Raw genomic sequence first — 20,958 nt, 5'->3', positions numbered from 1 at the left:
TCCCCTGGCCCCGGCGGTTCAGCAGCCGTCGCCGATGCCCGCGGCGCGCTTCAGCAGTCCGCCCAGCTTGGGCTTGCAGGGCTTGGGCTTCTGCTCGGGCCGCTCTTCCGGCTCGTCCGCCATCTGGCCGCGCATCGCATCGGCCATGTCGGGCATGCCGGCCATGAAATTGCCCAACGCCCGGTAGCGAACCTTGGCGGTCCATTTCGGGCGCCAGGCGATCTTCGGATCCCTGGGCCGCTCCGGGAAGGCGAAATTGGCCTCCGGTCCATAGGCATAGAGGAAGCCCATCATCATCTGGCCCGCGGCCTTCTTCACTTCGGCGGGAATGGCGCAGCTGGTCTGGCTGGGCGGCATCACCACCTTCTGGCCGATCAGCCGGTTCACCGTGCCCGGGGAGAGCCAGCTCCACAGGTCGCCGCCGAACTGGCGAGTGGCGGAGGACGCCCACCAGACCATGTCGTCCTTGCCTTCGCCGGCCGAGCCCATCGCCCAGGCATAATAGCCCGTCGCGGCGGGAACCGCCGCCCAGTTGAGCGGGATCGAGCCGTCGGCCGCCTGGCCGGACTTCACGCGCGGCGCGGCCATGAAGTCCTGGGCGAGCGTGAAGCCGATCTCCGGGCTGTAGTTGCCGGCGATCCGGTGCGGGCCGAGCAGCGAGGAATTGCCGCGCACCTTCGCGTTCGTCTTGCCGTTCGGCCAGTCGCCATAGGTTCGGCTGGTGCCCGGCCGGGGCACCGCCTCGGCGGGGATGCTCGCGCTGAACAGCTCCGGCGGGGCCTGGCCCTTGCCGAGCCTGGCGAAATCGATGACCACCGGCTGGCCCGGCCCGGCATGCGCGCCGCAACCCCAATAGATCAGCAGCCGCCCCTTGGGCCGCATGAGCTTGTCATAGGCGGATTTGTCCTCGTCGCGCGTGCCCGGCGCGGGCGAGACGAGCGGCACCGATGCGCCCATGCGCATGCCCTCGGGCAGGAAATGATCGGCCTTGGGCGCGCCGCCGGTGGCGGGCAGGCGCGAGCCGAGGCGCAGCGTCATCTCGCGGCCGTCGCCCTGGCCCATCATGCCGGCGGTGGTGCCGACGTCCATCACATATCGTGCTTCGGGGGCGGTATCGTTGCCCGTCTGCGCAACGACCAGGCCGGCGGCGAGCGTGCCCGCCAGCGCGGCGCCGGCGCCCGCGATTTTCCAATTCATCGATCGCATTCGGATTCTCCCTGGCAAGACCATGGCTGCGACCCGAAACGCGTGCCTTCCTTACGGCAACGACACGAAAATACAACGGGTGTATTATTCAAATATAACACATGCGCCATGGGCGAAGGCCAGGCGCGTGGCGCATCGCGATCGTCACGGCAAAGACCGCGCGACGTAATCGTCCGATCATGCGGCTTACGCATCGCGCGACCAGGGCGCGCCCGAGCCGGCGAGAGACCGGCCGCGGGGAGCGGGTGGAAGGCCAACTCGCGCAGGAGCTTGTCATGAAGATCATTCTCATTGCCGCCGCGCTCGCGGTTCCGGCCGTGCCGGCGTTTGCCCAGAACAGCGTGCAGGTTTCGTACCGGGCCGGCGATCTCACCACCGCCGAGGGCCGCCAGGCGCTGCACCGCCGCGTGAACCGCGCCGTGGTCCGTGTCTGTGGCGACCATCGTTCCGCCGGCTTGCTGCTGCACAACCCTGGCGTCCGCGCCTGCCACAGGGTCGCGGCGGAGACCGCGCGCCCGCAGGTCGACCGCGCCATCGCGCTCGCCAATCGCGGCGTCGAAGTCGCGAGCCGCGAGCGCTGATCCCCGGGTTGGGGACGCATATTCTCCAGCGTCGTCCCCGCTCAGGCGGGGATGACGGGCGCGGTTTCAAGGACTCGTCTGGGCTCCATCCAACCCGGGCATCGGCGACGCCGGGCGCAATGGCTGTGGCGGAGGGGCGGGGCCGCCAAGGGGCCGGGCAAGCAAAGCGGGCCGGGAGTCGCCCCCCGGCCCGCATCGTCTCTCAGCGGCCGAAGCCCTTATTTGGAGGCCTTGGCGGCCTCGGCCCTCTTGCCCTTTTTCGGCTTGGGCGCGGCCGGCGTGACCTGGAAGGTCAATGCGCCGTCCTTCAGCTTCACATTCACCTCGCCGCCATGGACCAGCTTGCCGAACAGCAGCTCCTCGGCCAGCGGCTGCTTGATCTTCTCCTGGATCAGGCGGCTCATCGGGCGCGCGCCATAGAGCTTGTCATAGCCCTTCTCGGTGAGCCACGCCTTGGCCGGCTCGTCGAGCTGGATGTGGACGCCGCGATCGGCCAGCTGCAGCTCGAGCTGGAGGATGAACTTGTCCACCACCCGGCTGACCACCGCGGTCGGCAGATAGTCGAACGGCACGATCGCATCGAGGCGGTTGCGGAATTCCGGGGTGAAGAGCTTCTTCACCGCTTCTTCCTGCACGTCGTCGCGGCTGATCTCGCCGAAGCCGATCGACTCCCGGGTCATGTCGGAAGCGCCCGCATTGGTGGTCATGATCAGGATCACGTTGCGGAAGTCCACCGTCTTGCCGTGGTGGTCGGTCAGCTTGCCATTGTCCATCACCTGCAGGAGGATGTTGAACAGGTCCGGATGCGCCTTCTCGATCTCGTCGAGCAGCAGCACCGAATGCGGCTGCTGGTCGACCGCGTCGGTGAGCAGGCCGCCCTGATCATAGCCGACATAGCCCGGAGGGGCGCCGATCAGGCGCGAGACGCTGTGCCGCTCCATGTATTCCGACATGTCGAAGCGCTGGAGCGGGATGCCGAGCAGCTCGGCGAGCTGCTTCGCCACCTCGGTCTTGCCGACGCCGGTCGGGCCCGAGAACAGATAGTTGCCGATCGGCTTGTCGGGATCGCGCAGGCCCGCGCGGCTGAGCTTGATCGCCGAGCTGAGCACCTCGATCGCCTTGTCCTGGCCGAACACGACTCGCTTCAGGTCGGTCTCCAGGTTGGCCAGCGTCTTGGTGTCGTCGGTCGACACGCTCTTCGGCGGGATGCGCGCCATGGTGGCGATCACGGCCTCGATCTCCTTGGGCGTGATCGTCTTCTTGCGCTTGGACGGCGGCACCAGCATCTGCATCGCGCCGACTTCGTCGATCACGTCGATCGCCTTGTCGGGCAGCTTGCGGTCGTTGATGTAGCGCGCGCTCAGCTCCACCGCCGACTTGATCGCGTCCGGCGTGTATTTGACGTGGTGATGCTCCTCGAACGCGGTGCGCAGGCCGGCGAGGATCTTGATCGTGTCCTCGACCGTCGGCTCGTTCACGTCGATCTTCTGGAAGCGGCGGAGGAGTGCCCGGTCCTTCTCGAAATGGTTGCGGAACTCCTTGTAGGTGGTCGAGCCGATGCAGCGGATCGAGCCGCCCGACAGCGCCGGCTTGAGCAGGTTCGACGCGTCCATCGCGCCGCCGCTGGTCGCGCCCGCGCCGATCACGGTGTGGATCTCGTCGATGAACAGCACCGCGTGCGGCAGCTTCTCCAGCTCGGTGACGACCTGCTTCAGCCGCTCCTCGAAATCGCCGCGATAGCGGGTGCCGGCGAGCAGCGCGCCCATGTCGAGCGAGTAGATCACCGCTTCCTTGAGCACTTCGGGCACCTCGCCCTCGACGATCTTGCGCGCGAGGCCCTCGGCAATGGCCGTCTTGCCCACGCCGGGATCGCCCACATAGAGCGGATTGTTCTTCGAGCGGCGGCAGAGGATCTGCACGGTGCGGTCCACCTCGGCGGCGCGCCCGATCAGCGGATCGACCTTGCCGGCCTTGGCCTTTTCGTTGAGGTCGACGGTGAACTGCTTGAGCGCGCTCTCGCCCTTGCCGGACTTGGTCTCCTGCTTGGCGGCCTTGTCCTCGTCGGCGGCGCCCTTCGGCGTGGGCGCCTCGGTGCTGCCGGTGCCGCCCTTGCCGACGCCGTGCGAGATGTAGCTTACCGCGTCGAGGCGGCTCATATCCTGCTGCTGCAGGAAATAGACGGCATAGCTCTCGCGCTCGCTGAACAGGGCGACGAGCACGTTGGCGCCGGTCACTTCGTCGCGGCCCGAGGACTGGACGTGCAGGATCGCGCGCTGGACGACGCGCTGGAAGCCGCTGGTCGGCGACGGATCGGTCGCCTGGTCGACCTTGAGCGCCTCGAGCTCGGTGTCGAGATAGTGCGCCACGGTATTCTTGAGTTCGCCCAGGTCCACGCCGCACGCGCTCATCACCTTGCTCGCATGCTCGTCGTCGACGAGCGCGAGGAGGAGGTGCTCCAGCGTGGCATATTCGTGGCGCCGCGAGCTCGCGGCTTCGAGCGCCTTGTGAAGGGTCGATTCCAGGGCGGAGGCGAAGCTAGGCATTCAGGTACAACTCCTGTGGGCCGGAAAGGATTCGCGGCCCCTGTCTCCCCCTATGTCGGGAGGCATGGGCCCGGCATCAAGCGCAGCGGCCCCGCACCGGAGCGGATTGGCGTTTCGCCCCATCTCCGGTGCCGTCACGCTCATTTCTTAAATAGAGCGTCCGCGCTTGCGCGGTGGTTAATGGCAAATGAAATTTTGTTCCGACTTCGGGCGATCTCGGCCTCGAGCAGCGCGATACGCTCGTTAAGCTCCTCAACCGAAAGGGGATCGAGGTCCTGCTTCGCGAGCTGGGCGACGAGGTCGTCCTTGCGACGCGGAAGATTTTCGTCGGCGTCCATGATGGCCCAGCGTTGACCGGGGCCGGACCGATGTCAATAAGACCCCGGGTTTCTTCTGCGTTCGAAAGCGACGAGCCGATGGGTCTTCCGGAAACGATGCTGGCAATCGACCCCGAGGCGCCGGGCGGGCCCGAGGTGCTGGTGCCCGTGTCGCGCCCGGTGCCGCGGCCGGGGCGCGGCGAGCTGCTGGTCAAGGTCGCTGCGGCGGGCGTGAACCGGCCCGAGGTGATGCAGCGCAAGGGCCTGTATCCGCCGCCGCCCGGCGCGCCCTCGATCCTTGGCATGGAGATCGCCGGCACCGTCGCCGCGGTGGGCGAGGACGTGCCGCGCGAGCTGCTGGGCCAGCGCGTCTGCGCGCTGATCGCCGGCGGCGCCTATGCCGAATATGCGGTGGCGCCGCAGGGCCAGTGCCTGCCCGTGCCGCCCGCGCTGTCGATGGTCGAGGCGGCGGCGATGCCGGAGACGCTGTTCACCGTGTGGAGCAATGTCTTCGAGCGCGCCTATGCGACGGAGGGCGAGTGGATCCTCGTCCATGGCGGCACCAGCGGCATCGGCACCATGGCGATCCACCTCGCCAACCTGTTCGGGCTGACGATCATCGTCACCGCGGGATCGGCGGCCAAGTGCGAGGCCGCGCGGCGGATCGGCGCCGATCACGCGATCGACTACAAGGCCGAGGATTTCGTCGCCCGGGTGATGGAGATCACGGCGGGCAGGGGCGTCGACATCGTGCTCGACATGGTCGGCGGCGACTATGTGCCGCGCAACCTCCAGTGCCTGGCGGAAGAGGGGCGGCATGTGTCGATCGCCGTGCAGGGCGGCATGCAGGCGACGATCCCGATCTTCGAGATCATGCGCAAGCGGCTGACGCTGACCGGATCGACGCTGCGCCCGCGCCCGCTCGAGTTCAAGGCGCTCCTCGCCGACGAGCTGCACCGCACGGTCTGGCCGTTCGTGACGGAGGGCAGGCTGAAGCCGGTGATCGACAAGGTGTTCCCGCTCGCCGAGGCGCCGGCGGCGCATGCCCGCATGGAATCGGGCGAGCATGTCGGCAAGATCGTGCTGACGATCGACTGAGCACCGGCCCCCAGCCGGCTGAAAAGATTCCGATTTCGCTAGTGGAACGATCGATCGGCATCTAGATTCCATCCTCGAATCGGGGGTGTCCAGGGTGCTTGCGTTCCTTCTTGCCGAAGGGAATTTCGCGTTCGTCGTCGCGGTATTGCTGATGCTGCTCATCGGCCTCGTGCAGGTGATCGGCTTCGGGCATGACGTGGACGCGGACCTGCATGCCGACGTCCATGGCGATCTCCATTTCGACTTTCTGTCCTGGCTCGGCATCGGACGGCTGCCGCTGCTGATGCTGATCGTCATCTTCCTGGCGGTGTTCGGGGTCGGCGGGCTCATGCTCCAGCAGCTGCTGCGCGACTGGACCGGCGCCCCGCTGCCGATGTTCGCCGCGGTGCCGCTGGTGGGCGTCGCCGCGCTGCCGGTCACCGGGCTAGCCGCCCGGCTGCTGGCGCCGATCCTGCCGCGCGACCATACGACGGCGGTGCCGCTCGAGGTGCTGATCGGCACCACGGCGCAGATTGTCACCGGGCGCGCCAGCCAGGGCTCGCCCGCCCGCGCCCGCGCGCAGGACCATCACGGCCAGGTCCATTATGTCATGGTCGAGCCCGACGGCGCCGGCCAGGTCTTCCAGGAGGGCGAGCAGGTGCTGCTCGTCCGCCGCGAAGGCGAATGCTTCCGCGCGATCTCGCGCGGCGACTTCTACCTCCCCCGACTGGATGGGTGACCCATGAATGCGATCGTGCCCCAAGGAGCTTCGTCGATGATCCCCTATTTCGTATATGCCGGCGTCGGGCTGCTCCTGTTCCTGGTCATCGGCCTCATGCTGGCCCGCCTCTACAAGCGCGCCTCGAAGGAGATCGGCTTCGTCCGGACGGGCTTTGGGGGCGAGAAGGTGGTGATCAACGGCGGCGCGCTGGTGCTGCCGGTCTTCCACGAGACGATGCCGGTCAACATGAACACGGTCCGCCTCGCCGTGGAGCGCAAGAACATGGACGCGCTGATCACGCTCGATCGCCTGCGCATCGACGTTAAGGCCGAATTCTATGTCCGCGTCCGCCCCGATGCCCAGGCGATCGCCACCGCGGCGCAGACGCTCGGCATGCGCACCATGCACCCCGATGCGCTCAAGGAGCTGGTCGAGGGCAAGTTCGTCGACGCGCTGCGCTCGGTCGCCGCGGGCATGACGATGGCGCAGCTCCATGAGCAGCGCGCCGAGTTCGTCCAGAAGGTGCAGCAGGTTTCCTCGGTCGATCTGGCGATGAACGGGCTGGAGCTGGAATCGGTGTCGCTCACCGGCCTCGACCAGACCTCGATCGAGCATTTCAACGCCAACAATGCCTTCGACGCCGAGGGCCTGACCAAGCTGACCGAGCAGATCGAGCTGCGCAAGAAGGCGCGCAACGACATCGAGCAGGACACGCGCGTGCAGATCGAGACCAAGAATCTCGAGGCGCAGCGCCAGTCCTTCCTGATCGGCCGCGACACCGAGTTCGCCCGGCTCGAGCAGGAGCGCGAGGTGGAGATGCGCCGTGCGGTGCAGGCCGCGGAAGTCGCGCGCGAGCAGTCGCTGCGCCAGCAGGAGGCCGAACAGGCGAAGATCGAAGCCAAGAAGCTGGTCGACAGCCAGCAGATCGAAGCCGATCGCGCGGTGCAGCAGGCCAAGATCGCGCAGGAGCAGGCACTCGAGCTCGCCCGGCAGGAGCAGCAGATCGCGGTGCAGAACAAGAGCCGCGAGGAGAGCCAGGCCCGGGCGATCGCCGACGAGGCGCGCGCCAAGGCGGTGATCGCCGAGGAGCGCGTCGGCACCGCGCGCGAGGCCGAGGTCGCCGAGCGCCAGAAGCGCATCGAGCTGATCGACGCCGCCCGCGAGGCCGAGCGCGCCGCGATCGGCATCAAGGTCCAGGCCGATGCCGAGAAGCAGGCGGCGGCCGACCGCGCCGAAGCGGCGCGGCTCCAGGCCGAGGGCGAGGCGGAGGCCGCCAAGCTCAAGGCCGAGGCCGACCGCGTCCGCTTCGAAGTCGAGGCCGCGGGCCAGCGCGCGATCAACGAGGCGGCGAACCTGCTCTCTTCCGACAACATGTCGCTCCAGACCAAGCTGGCGCTGCTCAAGGTGCTGCCGGAAGTGATCCGCGAAGCCTCCAAGCCGCTCGAGGCGATCGATTCGATCAAGATCGTCCAGGTCGACGGCATCACCGGGCGCGGCGGCGCGGCCGGTGTCGCGGAGAGCGGCGGGGACGGCGATCGCAACCTCGCCAATTCGGCGGTGGCGGCGGCGCTGCGCTACCGCGCCCAGGCGCCGGTGATCGACGGGCTGATGCGCGAGCTGGGCTTCGATGGCGGCACGCTCGACGGGCTCGTCGCGGGCGCTGCGGAAACGGGCGTCAAGGGCGTCGCCGCGGCGCCGGCGGACGATGGCGATGATGACGACGCGCCGGCGGGATCGTCCGGCGCCGCGTCGCGAAAGGCGCGCTCGGGCAGCTGAGCGCGTCGCCTTGGGGGAGGGGACGCATGCATTTCCTGCGGAAGGATCCGGCGCTCAAGCTGCTCTGTGCCGTGCTGCTGCTCGTGCTGGCCGGCGCGCTGCTGCTGTCGGATCGCTATTGGGTGGCGGCGAACCGCCCGGTCGTGGACGATCTGGCCGAAGTGAAGGTGCCGCCCGAGCTGGGCGAGATGATCTCGGCGATCGATGCCTATGGCGTCCATATCCAGCGCGTGCCGAGCAAGGCCGAGCAATATGTCGCGATCAAGCGCGCCAGCTACGGTTTGGAAGCGCCCGTGCCCTCCCATGCCAATATGAGCGCGCCCAGGTTCGGCTATTCGGTGCGCGAGACGACCTTTCTCGGCATGCCCTTCTGGTACAATGTCGAATATGGCCATGTGCTGTTCTTCCGCTCGGACTGGGGCGTGGTCGCCGCGCCGCTCAACGAGGTCGGCCATGCGGCGCTGGACAAGGCCAATGGCCGTGATCTGCGCGCGTCGAGCGGGGTGCCCTGGTGGAGCCATGTCTGGGGCTGGCTGTTCGTCGCGGGGGTCGGGCTGGCGCTATGGCTCTGGCATCGCCGCACGGTGCGCTGGCGGGCGGAGAACGGCTATATTTGATCATAAGCCTTGCTTATGTTTTGCCCGGCGCATTTTATTGGACGCCGCGCGCCGCCCGGTCCGAAGAACCGGCTGATCTAGGGAGGAAATCATGGCTGCGCTGGTGCTTCACGAATATGCCGCTTCGGGCAATTGCTACAAGATCCGCCTGACCGCCGCGCATCTGGGGCTGCCGCTCGCGCGGCGCGAATATGATATCGTGAAGGGCGAGACGCGCACCCCCGAATTCCTGGGCCGGGTCAATGCCAATGGCCGCATCCCCGTGCTCCAGATCGGTGCCGACGATTTCCTGCCCGAGAGCAACGCCGCCTGCTTCTACCTGGCCGATGGCAGCGACCTGATCCCGCACGACCGGTTCGAGCGCGCGGACATGCTGCGCTGGCTGTTCTGGGAACAATATAATCACGAGCCCAATGTCGCGACGTTGCGCTTCTGGACCGTCTGGATCGGCCTCGACAATCTGAGCGACGCGCAACGGGCGATGCTGCCGGCGAAGCGGGCCGCCGGCGAGGCGGCGCTCGCGCTGATGGACGAGCATCTGGCGAAGCGCGACTGGTTCGTGGCCGACCGGCCGACGCTCGCCGACATCGCGCTCTACGCCTATACCCATGTTGCCGAGACGGGCGGATTCAGCCTCCAGCCCTATCCCGCGCTGCGGGCCTGGCTCGATCGGATGGCGGCGCTGCCGCGGCACATTCCGATCACCGCCTGAATTATGGGGTGCCCGATTCGTAGAGCGTAAGCGATCGATTATGCAGATTTCTGTGACATCCCCGTGAAGTCGAAACGATTCCAATTGTAATATTCCGCGGCCATTTAGCCGGGCCAGGCAAGGGCATTTGCAGGGCTGGTTGAATGGCCACGATCACCAGACTTCCGTTCGACGCGCAGCATGTCGCGGATTTCCACGCATCGACTCCGTCGATCCCCGAAAAGGCGATCACCGAGCGCAAGCGCTATCGCACGGTCTGGATCTCGGACATCCATCTCGGCACGCGAGGCTGCAATGCCGAGATGCTGATCGACTTTCTCGACCATGTCGATTGCGACGTGATGTATCTGGTCGGCGACATCATCGACGGCTGGGCGCTCAAGAAGCGCTTCTACTGGCCCGATTCGCACAACGACATCGTCTGGCGGTTCCTGAAGCGGGCGAAGCGCGGCACCGAGATCGTCTATATCCCGGGCAATCACGACGAGATGTTCCGGCAGTTCTCGGGGCTGAACTTCGGCGGGGTGCATATCCGCCGCCAGGCGATCCATACCACCGCCGATGGCCGCCGCCTGCTCGTGCTGCACGGCGACGAATTCGACGCGATCACCATGTCGCACCGCTGGCTCGCGCATCTGGGCGACGCCGCCTATGAGGCGATGATGGGCCTCAACCGGCTGGTCAACCGCGTCCGGCGCTGGCTCGACATGCCCTATTGGTCGCTGAGCAAATACGCCAAGGCCAAGGTGAAGAACGCAGTCGAGTTCATTTCGAAATTCGAAGAGATCGTCGCGCACGAAGCCGGTGCGCGGGGAGTCGACGGCGTGATCGCCGGACACATCCACACTGCCGAGATGCGCAACATCGAAGGCGTCGCCTACTATAATGACGGCGATTGGGTGGAGGGTTGCACCGCGCTCGTTGAGCATTACGACGGTACCATGGAAATTCTCCATTGGGCCGAAGAGATGGCGAAACGCGAGAGCGAGGCAGCATCCGGGGTCAGACTGGCGGCTGCGTGACGGCAACGGAGGTCGGGCCTGTGCGGATAGCTATCGTGACCGACGCCTGGGAGCCCCAGGTGAATGGAGTCGTGCGCACGCTGCAATCGGTGCGCCGGGTGCTCGAGAAACAGGGCCATCTGGTCGAGGTGATCTCGCCCGATCTCTTCTACTCGCTGCCATGCCCCACCTATCCGGAGATCCGCCTCGCGCTCGCCCGCGTCGCCAGCGTCGGGGCAATGCTCGAGGAGTTCGGGCCCGCCGCGATCCATCTCGCCACCGAAGGGCCGCTGTGCGTCGCCGCGCGGCGCTGGTGCATCCGTCACGAAATGCCCTTCACCACAGCCTATCACACCCAGTTTCCGGACTATGTGTCGGCGCGCTCGGGCGTGCCGGCCGAATGGATCTGGCGCTACATCAAGTGGTTCCACGCGCCGAGCCAGGCGATCCTTGCCTCCACGCCGTCGATCCGCCAGTCGCTCACCGATCACGGCCTTTCCCATGTGAAGCATTGGGGCCGGGGCGTGGACCTCGCCAATTTCCGTCCCGGCCTCGATCCGCATCCGGCGATGCGGGACCTTGAGGGGCCGGTGCAGCTCTATGTCGGCCGCGTCGCGATCGAGAAGAATCTCGAGGCGTTCCTCAGGACGACGCACCCGGGCACCAAGGTGGTGGTGGGCGACGGGCCGGCACGCGCTTCGCTCAAGGCCCGCTTTCCCGAGGCGAGGTTCCTCGGCCCGATGTTCGGCGCCGAGCTGGCCTCGGCCTATTCGGCGGCGGACGTGTTCGTCTTTCCGAGCAAGACCGACACGTTCGGGCTGGTGATGATCGAGGCGCTGGCCTGCGGCGTGCCGGTCGCCGGCTATCCGGTCACCGGGCCGATCGACGTGCTCACGCCGGAGACCGGCGCGATGGATGCCGATCTCACCAGGGCCATCGGCGAGGCGCTGACCCGCGACCGCGCGGCGTGCGCCGCCTATGGCAGGACCTTCACCTGGGAAGCGAGCGCCCGCCAGTTCCTCAACGCGCTGCACCCGATGCACGGCGAGCGGGTCGCGGCCTAGGACGGATCGGCATTCGGCTCCGCCCCTTTCATTCCCGGTGGCGAGGGAAGGAATTGAATGTCGAAGCCTCTCTCTTTTTCCGCCATGCTGAAACGAGCTGGCGTCTATCCCCTTGGGACAAGGCGTGCCCAATAGCCGTCATCATCGCGCCGGCGGGGATCCAGGCTAGTCGGGGACGATCGAAGCAATCGCGCGGAGGCTTGCCGGAAACGGCAAGGCGAGCCTTGCGCGCCTTGCCCCTGGCCCTGGATCCCCGCCGGCGCGGGGATGACGAGGAAGGGGCGCGGGGATGACGGGGTTTGCCGATCGGGGCGTGACTCCAGTCAGGATGGTCATCCCGGCGAATTCGGGCGAAGGCGAAGGCTGGAACCGGGATCCGGGTTTTCGCCGGGGCGACGGTAATTGCCGCTGGTTACCTCCCCCTTTTCCTTGCTCTTCGCGCGGCATCGCATTAAGTCAGGCCCGTTACAGGCCGCCCGTGATGGGCGGCCTCTTCTATTTCTGGAGACTGTAAGTGGCCCAGCCGCTGATGCCCCATGCGACCGCTTCCTGGCTGGTCGACAACACGTCGCTCTCGTTCGACCAGATCGCCGAGTTCTGCGGTCTGCACATCCTCGAGGTCCAGGCGATCGCCGACGATACCGCCGCGACCAAGCTCACCGGCCGCGATCCGGTCCGCGCGCACGAGCTGACGATGGACGAGATCGAGAAGGGCCAGAAGGATCCGAACTACGTCCTCAAGATGCTGAAGGGCCCCGAGCAGGTCCGCCGCACCAAGGGACCGCGCTACACGCCGGTCTCGAAGCGCCAGGACAAGCCGGACGGCATCGCCTGGATCCTGCGCAACCATCCCGAGATCTCGGACGGCGCGATCGGCAAGCTGATCGGCACCACCCGGACCACGATCGCCGCGATCCGCGACCGCAGCCACTGGAACATCGCCAACATCGTGCCGAAGGACCCGGTGACGCTGGGCCTCACCTCGCAGCGCGAGCTCGATGCGATCGTCGCCAAGGCCGCCAAGGCCGCCGGCATCGAGGCGCAGGTCGATACCCGCCTGGAGGGCGACCGCGAGGCGCTGATCGAGCAGCTCCGCGCCGAGCGCCAGGCCGCGACCCGCGATGCCGAGGCCGCCGGCGAGGATGCTCCGGCCGCTCCGGTCGAGCACACGGCCGAGACGCTGTTCCGCAACAACAACTAAGGCGCGGCCGGCCCCGCCGAGGCGGGGCCGGCGCTCGCCGATCCGCCCGCCCGGGGCGTGCCGCTTCCCCTCGAATGCTATTCGGGGGGATTCGCGTATGCGCGCCGATGTCCTGACGCTGGCTCGGCGGGCGGGCCGCCGGAAAGGCCTAGGCTTCGTCCGGGAACAGCGCGGCGTGGCGGGCGCGGACGCCGTCCCACAGCCCCGCCGCCTCCGGCAGCTGCAATCCGAAGCATCGTTCGAGCTGCTCGACCAGCGCTTCGGCATCGGGAAGCAGCATATGCGTCTCGCCCGCGGGGCCCCGCTCGGTCAGCACGCGCCCGCGCAGCGTCGTGTGGCGATCGCCGCGCCGCTGCAGGACGACGAGATTCTGGACGAACGGCGATTCGGGCTGGCGCTGCAACTCGCCGCACCGCCGCGCGAGCAGCGCCTCGTCGGCGGGCGCGTCCTGGAAGTCGTAGCTGAAGGGATCGCCTTCGCCATACCGTTCCTCGAAGCGCCACCAGCCATCGACCTGGCGCAGCGCCACGTCATAGGGCGGATGGCGCGCGCTGCCCGGCGCCAGCGGCAGCGGCGCCGCCTGCATGCCGCCAAAACCGACATCGACCAGCCAGGGTCGGTCCTCCAGCGTCACCACCAGCGCCAGATGATTGCCCATCGCCGCTTCGCCATGCACCTGGCGCATCACGCCCCCCGAGATGCGGCGCACCTCGAAGCCCAGCGCTTCGAGCACTCGCCCGAACAGCCCGTTCTGCTCGAAGCACCAGCCGCCCCGCCGCCGGACGACCAGCTTGTCGAAGATCGCGTCCGGCTCGATCGAGACCGGGCGCCCCAGCTGCACGTCGAGATTCTCGAAGGGGAAGGCGGCGAGATGCGCGCCCATCAAGGCGGTCAGCGTCGCGCGGTCGGGGGCCAGCGGCCCGTCATGCCCGATCCGCGCGAAATAGGCCTGGAGATCCATGCGCCGTCCCTTTGTGCGTGGGCGACGCATGCCGGGCTCAGCCGTCGATGTCGAGCCCCAGCGCGACCCGGGCGGCGAGTGCGTGCTGCGGCTCGCGCTGCAACGGGTGGAAGCGGGCACCCTGCACGTCGCGAAAGGCACGTTCCAGCCCCGCCTTGCGATAGAAGCCCGCGCCCCCGGCGACGTCCATCGCCCGGCTCACCGTCCCGATCGCCGCGTCGCCGAGCAGGGTGCGGCACGTCATCGCGCGGCTGGTCGTGGCCGGCCCCGGCGCGCCGCCGGCCGCGATCGCGATCATCTCGCGCATCGCCATGTCCGCCGCGGCATGGGCATTCTCCATCTCGCCGATGCGCTGGAGCAGATGGGAGTCGGGCCGGCGGGTGCGCGCGATTTCCAGCGCGCGCCGCCGGGCGCCGTCCGCCACGCCCATATAGGCGGAATAGATCGCGGCGAAGGCGATCATGCTGATCACATGGAACAGCATGTGCCACTTGCCCTGGGGCCGCCGCCCGGCGATCGCCGCGTCGGCGACGAACAGCCTGTCGAGCATCAGGTCGTGCGAGCCGGTGCCGCGCATGCCGAGCACGTGCCAGGCATCGGCGATCGTCACGCCCTCCGCGCGCAGCGGCACGCCGAAATGGAGGACGGTCGGCCCCGCCTCGGGATCGTCGTACACGGCGCTGGTCATCAGCAGGTCGCCCAGTTCGCAGCCGCTGGAGAAGGGCTTGCGCGCGGTGATGCGGAAGCCGCCTTCCACCTTCTCGGCGGTGCCGGCGCTCTCCAGCCAGTCCGATCCGCCGCTCGAGACGAGGATCAGTTCCTCGGCCGCCACCCGGCGGAGCAGGCCCTCGGTCGGCGCGTCCTGGTGCTTCAGGCGCCACGCCGCGGCGGCGACCAGATGGGTGTGCATCGAAAAGGCTAGCGCGGTCGCGCCGCATGCCGCGCCCAGCACCCGGATCGCCCCGCAGACATCGGCGAAATCGGCGCCGCCACCGCCCAGCGGCTCGGGCACCAGCGCCTTGAAGAAGCCCGCTTCCTTCAGCCGCGCATAGCCTTCCGCCACGAAGCTCTCCTCGGCATCGTGGCGATCGGCATGCGCCGCGATCTCCGTGGCGATCGCCCGGGCCTCGGCGATCCAGTCCCGCCCCGCAAGCTTGCCTTCCATCGTCATTCCCCCTTCCGGTCGATTGGTCGTGCCACCAATCGGCCATCCGCCGGGCCATGCTCCAGTTCAGAAACTGAACTTGCCCGGTACAGAGTCTGAACTACCATGGATGCACGATCATGAAGGATTGGGGATGACGCAAGGGAGCTACAAGCAATTCTGCCCGGTCGCGATGGCCGCGGAGATATTGTGCACGCGCTGGACGGTGGTGCTGCTGCGCGAGCTGTTCGCGGGATCGACGCGGTTCAACGACCTGCGCCGCGGCGTGCCGCGCATGTCGCCCGCCTTGCTCTCGCAGCGGCTCAAGGAGCTCGAATGCGCGGGCATCGTCGCGCGCGAGGAGGGTGGCACCGACTATCGCCTGACCGAAGCCGGGCGCGAGCTGGAGCCGGTGGTCGAGGCGTTCGGCATCTGGGGCCAGCGCTGGGTGGCGTATGAACTCTCGCTCCAGCATCTCGATGCGCAGCTGCTGATGTGGGACATGCGCCGCCATCTCGATCCCACGCCGCTGCCGCCCCGGCGCAACGTGATCCAGTTCCGCTTCCCCGAACAGCCCGAGCCGCGCCGCCGCTACTGGCTGGTGGTCGATCCGCAATCGGGCGTCGACCTCTGCTCGATCGATCCCGGCCATGAAGTCGACCTGTTCGTCTCTTCGGACCTGCGCACGATGACGGCGATCTGGATGGGGTATGAGACGGTGCGCGACGCGCTCGATCGCGAGACGCTGCTGCTCACCGGTGCCCCCGGCATCGCGGCGCAGATGCAGCGCTGGCTCGGCCTCAGTCCCTTTGCCCGCCATGCCCGGCAGGATCGCCTCGCCGCATGACGGAAGCGGGCGGGGCGTGTAGCCTTGCCGCCGCGACTCGGCATGCCGGGCGCCATCCGAGACCGTGGAGGGATCCCATGTGTGACGAGCTGACCGCCGCCGACAATGCGCGTTTCCTGCTGACACGCCGCGAATTCGGCGCTGGCGCCGCTGCCGCCGGCGTCGCGGTGCTGCTGCCGGCCCCGGCCGATGCGGCCGAGATCGCGGGACGCGATGTCGTCATCGCCACGCCGGACGGCGCCTGCGACGCCTATTTCGTCGCGCCCGCCACCGGCAGGCATCCCGCCGTGATCGTGTGGCCGGACATTTTCGGGTTGCGGCCCGCCTTTCGCCAGATGGCGGACCGGCTCGCCCAGTCGGGCTATGCGGTGCTCACCGTCAACCAGTTCTACCGCTCCACCAAGGCGCCCTTCGTCACGCCCGGGCAGGGCTTCGACGACGCGCTCCGGGCCAAGGTCGGCCCCTGGCGCCAGCTGCTCACGCCCGATGCGACCACGCGCGACGCCAAGGCATTTGTCGCCTGGGTCGATCGGCAGAAGGAAGTCGACACCAGGCGCGGCATCGGCAGCACGGGCTATTGCATGGGCGGCCCGATGGTCATGTACACCGCCGCCGCGGTGCCCGCCCGGGTCCGTGGCGGCGCGACCTTCCATGGCGGCGGGCTCGCGGCCGAGGGCCTGATCGCGCTGGTGCCCCAGATGAAAGCGCACTGGCTGATCGCCATCGCCGAGAATGACGATGCCCGCGCGCCGGAGGACAAGGACAAGCTCAAGGCCGCCTTCGCCGCCAGCAGCCAGCCGGCCGAGATCGAAGTCTACAAGGGGACGATGCACGGCTGGTGCCCGCCGGACAGCCAGGTCTATAATGCGGATCAGGCCAATCGCGCCTGGGAGCGCCTGCTCGCCACGTTCAAGGCGCTTTGAACGGCGCTTGACGCGATCGATTGACTTGTTCACGTTGTGTTCGATTGATCCGGAGGGAAATCATGACAGGCGACCTGATCTTCTACACCCATCCCCAGTCGCGCGGGCGCATCGTCCGCTGGGCGCTGGAGGAGGCCGGCGCCTCCTATGAGACGCAGGTCGTCGAATATGGCACGACGATGAAGGGCGAGGATTATCTGGGCATCAACCCCATGGGGAAAGTGCCCGCGATCGTCCATGGCGGCCATGTCGTCACCGAATGCGCCGCGATCTGCGCCTATCTGGCCGAAGCCTTTCCGGCGGCGGGCCTCGCCCCCGATGCGAGCGAGCGCGCCGATTATTATCGCTGGCTGTTCTTCGCCGCCGGCCCGGTCGAGCAGGCGGTGACCAACCATGCCGCCCAGTTCGTCCCCAGGCCGGAGCAGGGCCGCATGTTCGGCTATGGCAATTACGATCTCGCGGTGGACGTGCTGGAAAAGGCCGTCTCGGCGCATCCCTATATCGCCGGCGACCGCTTCACCGCGGCGGACATCTATGTCGGCTCGGCGGTCGGCTGGGGCACGATGTTCGGCACGCTGCCCAAGCGCGAAGCGTTCCTGGACTATTTCGGCCGGCTGAGCGGGCGCGAGGCCTATCAGCGCGCCTCGGCCAAGGACGATGCGCTGGCGGCGGAGCTGCAGCCGGCACAGGCGCCGGCCTAGCCGGCCCTGTCGCACCCCGGCCTTGTGCCGGGGGGCACCGGAAGACGAGTCGGGGATGACCCGATCGGCAAACCCGTCATCCCCGCGCAGGCGGGGACGACGATGAGGAATATGAGGCTCCGGCCTGGAAGCCTTCGCATCGGGCACGAGCCATCATGGACCCCGGCTCGAGGCCGGGGTGGCGAGGTACATGTGCCGTCCGCCCGGCCGCCGCTATCCGCTCACAGCTTGTAGAAGCGCACGGCATTGTCGTGGAGGATGTCCTGCTTCTGCGCCTCGGTCAGGAAGGCCGCGCTCTCGATCCCCTCGATCGCGAGGCCGATCGCATCGGGCCAGTACATATGGTCCGATCCGAACATGATGCGCTTGGAGAAGCCCGAGTCCACGAAGGTTCGCAGATAGGCGTGAAAGGCCGGACGCGGCAGCAGCCAGTCGATCGCGCCGGTATCGATGTTCACGTTCGGATAGAGCATCAGCATCGCGATCGTGTCGTCGAGATAGGGCCAGCCGCCATGCATGATGTTGAGGCGCAGCTTGGGATGGCGATTGAGCGCCTCCTCCACCAGCTCGGGATTGCCGAAGCGGGCGCGCGCCGAAGTGCAGCAGGGATCGAAGCTGGTCCCCGCCGGCATGGTGCCGGTGTGGAGCGCGACGGGCACGTCGAACTCCTCGGCCAGCGCGAGATAGGGGTCGTATTTGGGGTCGCTGAGCGACAGCCCGGCATATTGCGACGTCACTTCGCCCAGCACCTTGAGCCTGCCGTCCGCAAAGGCCTTGCGGAGCAGGTCGATCGGCGGCAGCGGCGTGTCGTCCGAGCCGCGGATGCCTGCGCCGGCGACGAAGCGATCGGGGTCGCGATCATGCCAGTCGATCGCCGCCTGGAGCCGGTCGCCGTCGCCGCCGCTCACCACGCCCTTGACGACATTGTGCTTCTTCATCTCGGCGATGCAGGCGGCGAGATGGTCGGCGCCGGTCCGGATCGGGCTCTTGAAGCCGGAGATCGGATTGGTGACCGGGGCGGGAAGCTGCATCGTCGCGGGATAGGCGTGCATATGGACGTCGATGACGGGGCGTCCGATCGCGGGCGCGGCCGCCGCGCCGGGCAACAGGGCATAGGCGGCCCCGGCGCCGCCCAGCTTCAGAAAATCCCTGCGACCGATACCCATGACGATCCTCCCTGACAGCTCCGCTCGCGCCGGAGTCGCGCCTCATGAATCGCAATTTGGGGGCGTGGCTGTCCATGCGGTTCGTCCCGCCGGCGGAGCGTTCGTCACAAATCGCGGATGCGCGTGGGTGGTTTTGTGCCGGCGACGGGAGGATTCATATTCTCCACTGTCATTCCCGCCACCCATTCCTCGTCATCCCCGCCTGCGCGGGGATGACGGGATTTGCTTATCGGGCCGGGACCCTAGCGGGGCTTCCCTTCCAGCTGCTCCATCCGCGCCGGCAGCGCCGCCATAACCGCGTCGCGATCGGCCTGGTCGGTCTCGCTCCAGCGGGCGATCTCCGCGAGCGTGCGGCCGCAGCCGATGCACCAGCCCGTGGCCGCGTCCATCACGCAGATGCTGACGCAGGGGCTTTCGATGATGGGCACATATTCGATCATCGCGTCCAGCGGGCCAGCCAGTCGGCCATTTCCTGGGGTTGCATGATCCGGGCGTCGCCCAGGCCGAGAATGTCGTCGCGGTTGCGGACCTTGCCGGTGCGCGGATCGATCACCAGGATCGCCGGCACCGCTTCGAGCGAGGCCGCGCCGAAGCGTCGCGGCAGGTCCAGGTTGCGATCGAACATGCCGATGTCGATCTGGACCAGCACGAAATTGCGCGTCACCCAGCCGCGCATCTCGGGCAGGGCGAGCACGCCGGCCAGCACCCGGCAATCGACGCACCAGTTGGCGCCGAAATCGAGGAGGAGCGGCTTGCCCGATCGCTTCGCGCCGGCGAGCGCCGCGTCGATGTCGCGGCGCGCGTCGCGCCCGGCATCATAGGGCGCGGGCAGGGGAAGGGGCAGCTGGTCGAGCGTGCGGGCTGCGAGCCGGGGTGCCGCGCGCTGGGCCGGCGCCGCGCCGGGCAGCATCGCCGCCGCCAGCGCGAGAGCCAGCCCGGCCCGCCGGATCATTCGGCCAGCGTGTAGTTCAGGAAGTCGGGGATCGGGCCGTTCCAGCCCTCGTCCGGGCCGTCGTCGCGTGCGTCGCGGCGGCGGTTGCGGTCCCGGTCGCGGCGCGGCTGCTCGTCGCGGGCGCGGGGCTCGCGGACCGGCTCCTCGCGGCGCGCCTCTTCGCGCCTGGGCTCTTCCTTCTTCGAGCGCGGCTTGCGCGCCTTGTCCTCGTCGCCCTTGCGCCGGCGGTCGCGCGGCGCTTCCGCGCGCTCGTCTTCCTCGGAGGGGGCGGGGGCGCCGCGCAGCTTCACCCGCTCGATCTTCTGGCCGGTGAGCTTCTCGATATTGGCGATGTTCTCGGCGTCTTCCTTGGTCACCAGCGTATAGGCGGTGCCGGTCGCCCCGGCGCGGCCGGTGCGGCCGATGCGGTGGACATAATCGTCCGGATGCCAGGGCGCGTCGAAATTATAGACGTGGCTCACGCCCTTGATGTCGAGCCCGCGCGCGGCGACGTCCGAGGCGACCAGGATGTTCACATCGCCCTTCTTGAACCGCTCCAGCTCGGCGAGGCGCGCCGGCTGGTCCATGTCGCCATGGATCTCGGCGGAGCGTATGCCGTGGCGCTGCAGGCTCTTGTTGAGCTCGCGCACCGTGGTCTTGCGATTGCAGAAGATGATGCCGGTCTGGACGTTCTCGGCCACGAGCAGCGCGCGCAGCGTCTCGCGCTTCTTCATCGTCGTGGTCTCGACGAGGAACTGCGTGATGTTGGTGTTGGTCGTCGCCGGGCGGGCGACTTCCACGCGCTTGGGATCGTTGAGGAACTTGTCCGCCAGCTTCTTGATCACCGGCGGCATCGTCGCCGAGAAGAGCAGGGTCTGCCGTTCCTTGGGCAGCTTGGTGCAGATTTCCTCGATATCGGGGATGAACCCCATGTCGAGCATCCGGTCCGCCTCGTCGATCACGAGCAGGCTGCAGCCGTTGAGCAGGATCTTGCCGCGGCCGAACAGGTCCATCAGCCGGCCCGGCGTGGCGATCAGCACGTCGACGCCCTTTTCGAGCGCCTTCACCTGGTCGCCCATCTGCACGCCGCCGATCAGCAGGGCCATGGAGAGCTTGTGGTGGGTGCCGTATTTCTCGAAATTCTCGGCAACCTGGGCGGCCAGTTCGCGCGTCGGCTCGAGGATCAGCGAGCGCGGCATCAGCGCGCGGGTGCGTCCCTCGCCGAGGATGTCGATCATCGGCAACACGAAGGCGGCGGTCTTGCCCGTGCCCGTCTGGGCGATGCCGACCAGGTCCTTGCCCATCAGCACGGGGGGAATCGACTGGCGCTGGATGGGTGTGGGCTCGGTATAGCCCGCATCGGTCACTGCGCGCAGAAGTTCGTCAGAAAGGCCGAGATCGGCAAAGCTCATGCAATTTTCCGGAAAATCGGCGTGGCAGGTCCACGCGCGAAGCCTTCACGCGCTTGC

The 20,958-nt window shown here is 67.9% G+C and carries 21 protein-coding genes; 12 read left to right on the top strand and 9 right to left on the bottom strand.

All coding sequences use genetic code 11. The features are described 5' to 3' along the window. Nucleotides 1-18 precede the first annotated feature (18 nt). Entirely contained in the window at nucleotides 19-1,206 is a 1,188-nt protein-coding gene (locus OMP43_RS15325) for a hypothetical protein (protein WP_280280385.1), read from the bottom strand. Between the two features lie 275 nt (nucleotides 1,207-1,481). Between OMP43_RS15325 and OMP43_RS15320 the strand changes: the two genes are divergently transcribed. Beyond that, the gene (locus OMP43_RS15320) at nucleotides 1,482-1,787 is read left to right on the top strand and encodes a UrcA family protein (RefSeq protein ID WP_280280384.1); all 306 of its coding nucleotides are present in this window, start codon (nucleotides 1,482-1,484) and stop codon (nucleotides 1,785-1,787) included. Nucleotides 1,788-2,005: 218 nt separating this feature from the next. Here the strand turns inward: OMP43_RS15320 and clpA are convergent, their stop codons facing one another. Both clpA and OMP43_RS15310 read right to left on the bottom strand, forming a co-directional pair. After that, nucleotides 2,006-4,330 (bottom strand): ATP-dependent Clp protease ATP-binding subunit ClpA, encoded by a 2,325-nt coding sequence (gene clpA, locus OMP43_RS15315; RefSeq protein ID WP_280280383.1) that lies wholly within the window; start codon nucleotides 4,328-4,330, stop codon nucleotides 2,006-2,008. Nucleotides 4,331-4,470: 140 nt separating this feature from the next. Then, on the bottom strand, nucleotides 4,471-4,668 hold the full coding sequence (locus OMP43_RS15310; protein WP_280280382.1) for a DUF1192 domain-containing protein: 198 nt from the start codon (nucleotides 4,666-4,668) through the stop codon (nucleotides 4,471-4,473). A 78-nt stretch (nucleotides 4,669-4,746) separates the two neighbouring features. On the opposite strand from OMP43_RS15310, the gene OMP43_RS15305 reads away from it, so the two are divergent. The 8 genes from OMP43_RS15305 to OMP43_RS15270 all read left to right on the top strand — a co-directional run bounded on the left by OMP43_RS15305 (nucleotide 4,747) and on the right by OMP43_RS15270 (nucleotide 12,816). Beyond that, complete coding sequence (locus OMP43_RS15305) at nucleotides 4,747-5,745, top strand: NAD(P)H-quinone oxidoreductase (protein ID WP_280280381.1); 999 nt, start codon at nucleotides 4,747-4,749, stop codon at nucleotides 5,743-5,745. Between the two features lie 94 nt (nucleotides 5,746-5,839). Continuing rightward, on the top strand, nucleotides 5,840-6,463 hold the full coding sequence (locus OMP43_RS15300) for a YqiJ family protein (RefSeq protein ID WP_280280380.1): 624 nt from the start codon (nucleotides 5,840-5,842) through the stop codon (nucleotides 6,461-6,463). Nucleotides 6,464-6,499: 36 nt separating this feature from the next. Then, nucleotides 6,500-8,221 (top strand): flotillin domain-containing protein, encoded by a 1,722-nt coding sequence (locus OMP43_RS15295; RefSeq protein WP_280280379.1) that lies wholly within the window; start codon nucleotides 6,500-6,502, stop codon nucleotides 8,219-8,221. A 26-nt stretch (nucleotides 8,222-8,247) separates the two neighbouring features. Beyond that, entirely contained in the window at nucleotides 8,248-8,838 is a 591-nt protein-coding gene (locus OMP43_RS15290) for a hypothetical protein (protein ID WP_280280378.1), read from the top strand. A gap of 91 nt (nucleotides 8,839-8,929) precedes the next feature. Continuing rightward, nucleotides 8,930-9,550: a glutathione S-transferase family protein gene (locus OMP43_RS15285; RefSeq protein WP_280280377.1), complete on the top strand. Its 621-nt coding sequence runs from the start codon at nucleotides 8,930-8,932 to the stop codon at nucleotides 9,548-9,550. Nucleotides 9,551-9,693: 143 nt separating this feature from the next. Beyond that, the gene (locus OMP43_RS15280) at nucleotides 9,694-10,572 is read left to right on the top strand and encodes a UDP-2,3-diacylglucosamine diphosphatase (RefSeq protein ID WP_280280376.1); all 879 of its coding nucleotides are present in this window, start codon (nucleotides 9,694-9,696) and stop codon (nucleotides 10,570-10,572) included. A gap of 20 nt (nucleotides 10,573-10,592) precedes the next feature. Beyond that, the gene (locus OMP43_RS15275; protein WP_280280375.1) at nucleotides 10,593-11,615 is read left to right on the top strand and encodes a glycosyltransferase family 1 protein; all 1,023 of its coding nucleotides are present in this window, start codon (nucleotides 10,593-10,595) and stop codon (nucleotides 11,613-11,615) included. 514 nt (nucleotides 11,616-12,129) lie between these two features. Next, complete coding sequence (locus tag OMP43_RS15270; protein WP_280280374.1) at nucleotides 12,130-12,816, top strand: DUF1013 domain-containing protein; 687 nt, start codon at nucleotides 12,130-12,132, stop codon at nucleotides 12,814-12,816. Between the two features lie 148 nt (nucleotides 12,817-12,964). On the opposite strand, the gene OMP43_RS15265 is transcribed toward OMP43_RS15270, so the two are convergent. Together OMP43_RS15265 and OMP43_RS15260 are read right to left on the bottom strand one after the other, a co-directional pair. Then, a complete protein-coding gene (locus OMP43_RS15265; protein ID WP_280280373.1) occupies nucleotides 12,965-13,777 on the bottom strand; it encodes an arylamine N-acetyltransferase in 813 nt (270 codons plus the stop codon). A 37-nt stretch (nucleotides 13,778-13,814) separates the two neighbouring features. Next, a complete protein-coding gene (locus OMP43_RS15260) occupies nucleotides 13,815-14,942 on the bottom strand; it encodes an acyl-CoA dehydrogenase family protein (protein WP_280280372.1) in 1,128 nt (375 codons plus the stop codon). A gap of 133 nt (nucleotides 14,943-15,075) precedes the next feature. On the opposite strand from OMP43_RS15260, the gene OMP43_RS15255 reads away from it, so the two are divergent. The 3 genes from OMP43_RS15255 to OMP43_RS15245 all read left to right on the top strand — a co-directional run bounded on the left by OMP43_RS15255 (nucleotide 15,076) and on the right by OMP43_RS15245 (nucleotide 17,392). Continuing rightward, the gene (locus OMP43_RS15255; protein ID WP_167297889.1) at nucleotides 15,076-15,768 is read left to right on the top strand and encodes a helix-turn-helix domain-containing protein; all 693 of its coding nucleotides are present in this window, start codon (nucleotides 15,076-15,078) and stop codon (nucleotides 15,766-15,768) included. A 77-nt stretch (nucleotides 15,769-15,845) separates the two neighbouring features. Next, nucleotides 15,846-16,691 (top strand): dienelactone hydrolase family protein, encoded by an 846-nt coding sequence (locus OMP43_RS15250; protein WP_280280371.1) that lies wholly within the window; start codon nucleotides 15,846-15,848, stop codon nucleotides 16,689-16,691. A gap of 62 nt (nucleotides 16,692-16,753) precedes the next feature. After that, entirely contained in the window at nucleotides 16,754-17,392 is a 639-nt protein-coding gene (locus tag OMP43_RS15245; protein ID WP_280280370.1) for a glutathione S-transferase family protein, read from the top strand. Nucleotides 17,393-17,613: 221 nt separating this feature from the next. On the opposite strand, the gene OMP43_RS15240 is transcribed toward OMP43_RS15245, so the two are convergent. The 4 genes from OMP43_RS15240 to OMP43_RS15225 all read right to left on the bottom strand — a co-directional run bounded on the left by OMP43_RS15240 (nucleotide 17,614) and on the right by OMP43_RS15225 (nucleotide 20,901). After that, nucleotides 17,614-18,558 carry an amidohydrolase family protein gene (locus tag OMP43_RS15240; RefSeq protein ID WP_280280369.1) on the bottom strand — a complete coding sequence of 315 codons (945 nt, stop codon included), beginning with the start codon at nucleotides 18,556-18,558 and terminating at the stop codon, nucleotides 17,614-17,616. Between the two features lie 242 nt (nucleotides 18,559-18,800). Beyond that, nucleotides 18,801-18,986: a DUF1289 domain-containing protein gene (locus OMP43_RS15235; protein WP_280280368.1), complete on the bottom strand. Its 186-nt coding sequence runs from the start codon at nucleotides 18,984-18,986 to the stop codon at nucleotides 18,801-18,803. 8 nt (nucleotides 18,987-18,994) lie between these two features. Continuing rightward, the gene (locus tag OMP43_RS15230; RefSeq protein WP_280280367.1) at nucleotides 18,995-19,510 is read right to left on the bottom strand and encodes a thioredoxin family protein; all 516 of its coding nucleotides are present in this window, start codon (nucleotides 19,508-19,510) and stop codon (nucleotides 18,995-18,997) included. Next, nucleotides 19,507-20,901: a DEAD/DEAH box helicase gene (locus OMP43_RS15225; protein ID WP_280280366.1), complete on the bottom strand. Its 1,395-nt coding sequence runs from the start codon at nucleotides 20,899-20,901 to the stop codon at nucleotides 19,507-19,509. Before OMP43_RS15225 ends, OMP43_RS15230 begins: the two co-directional genes overlap by 4 nt. Nucleotides 20,902-20,958: the final 57 nt, after the last annotated feature.

The organism is Sphingomonas sp. CBMAI 2297 (genome assembly GCF_029870595.1).
In the GTDB taxonomy this organism is placed as follows: Bacteria; Pseudomonadota; Alphaproteobacteria; order Sphingomonadales; family Sphingomonadaceae; genus Sphingomonas.
Note: the sequence above shows the minus strand (reverse complement) of the source record. Positions and strands in the feature narration are given on the sequence as shown.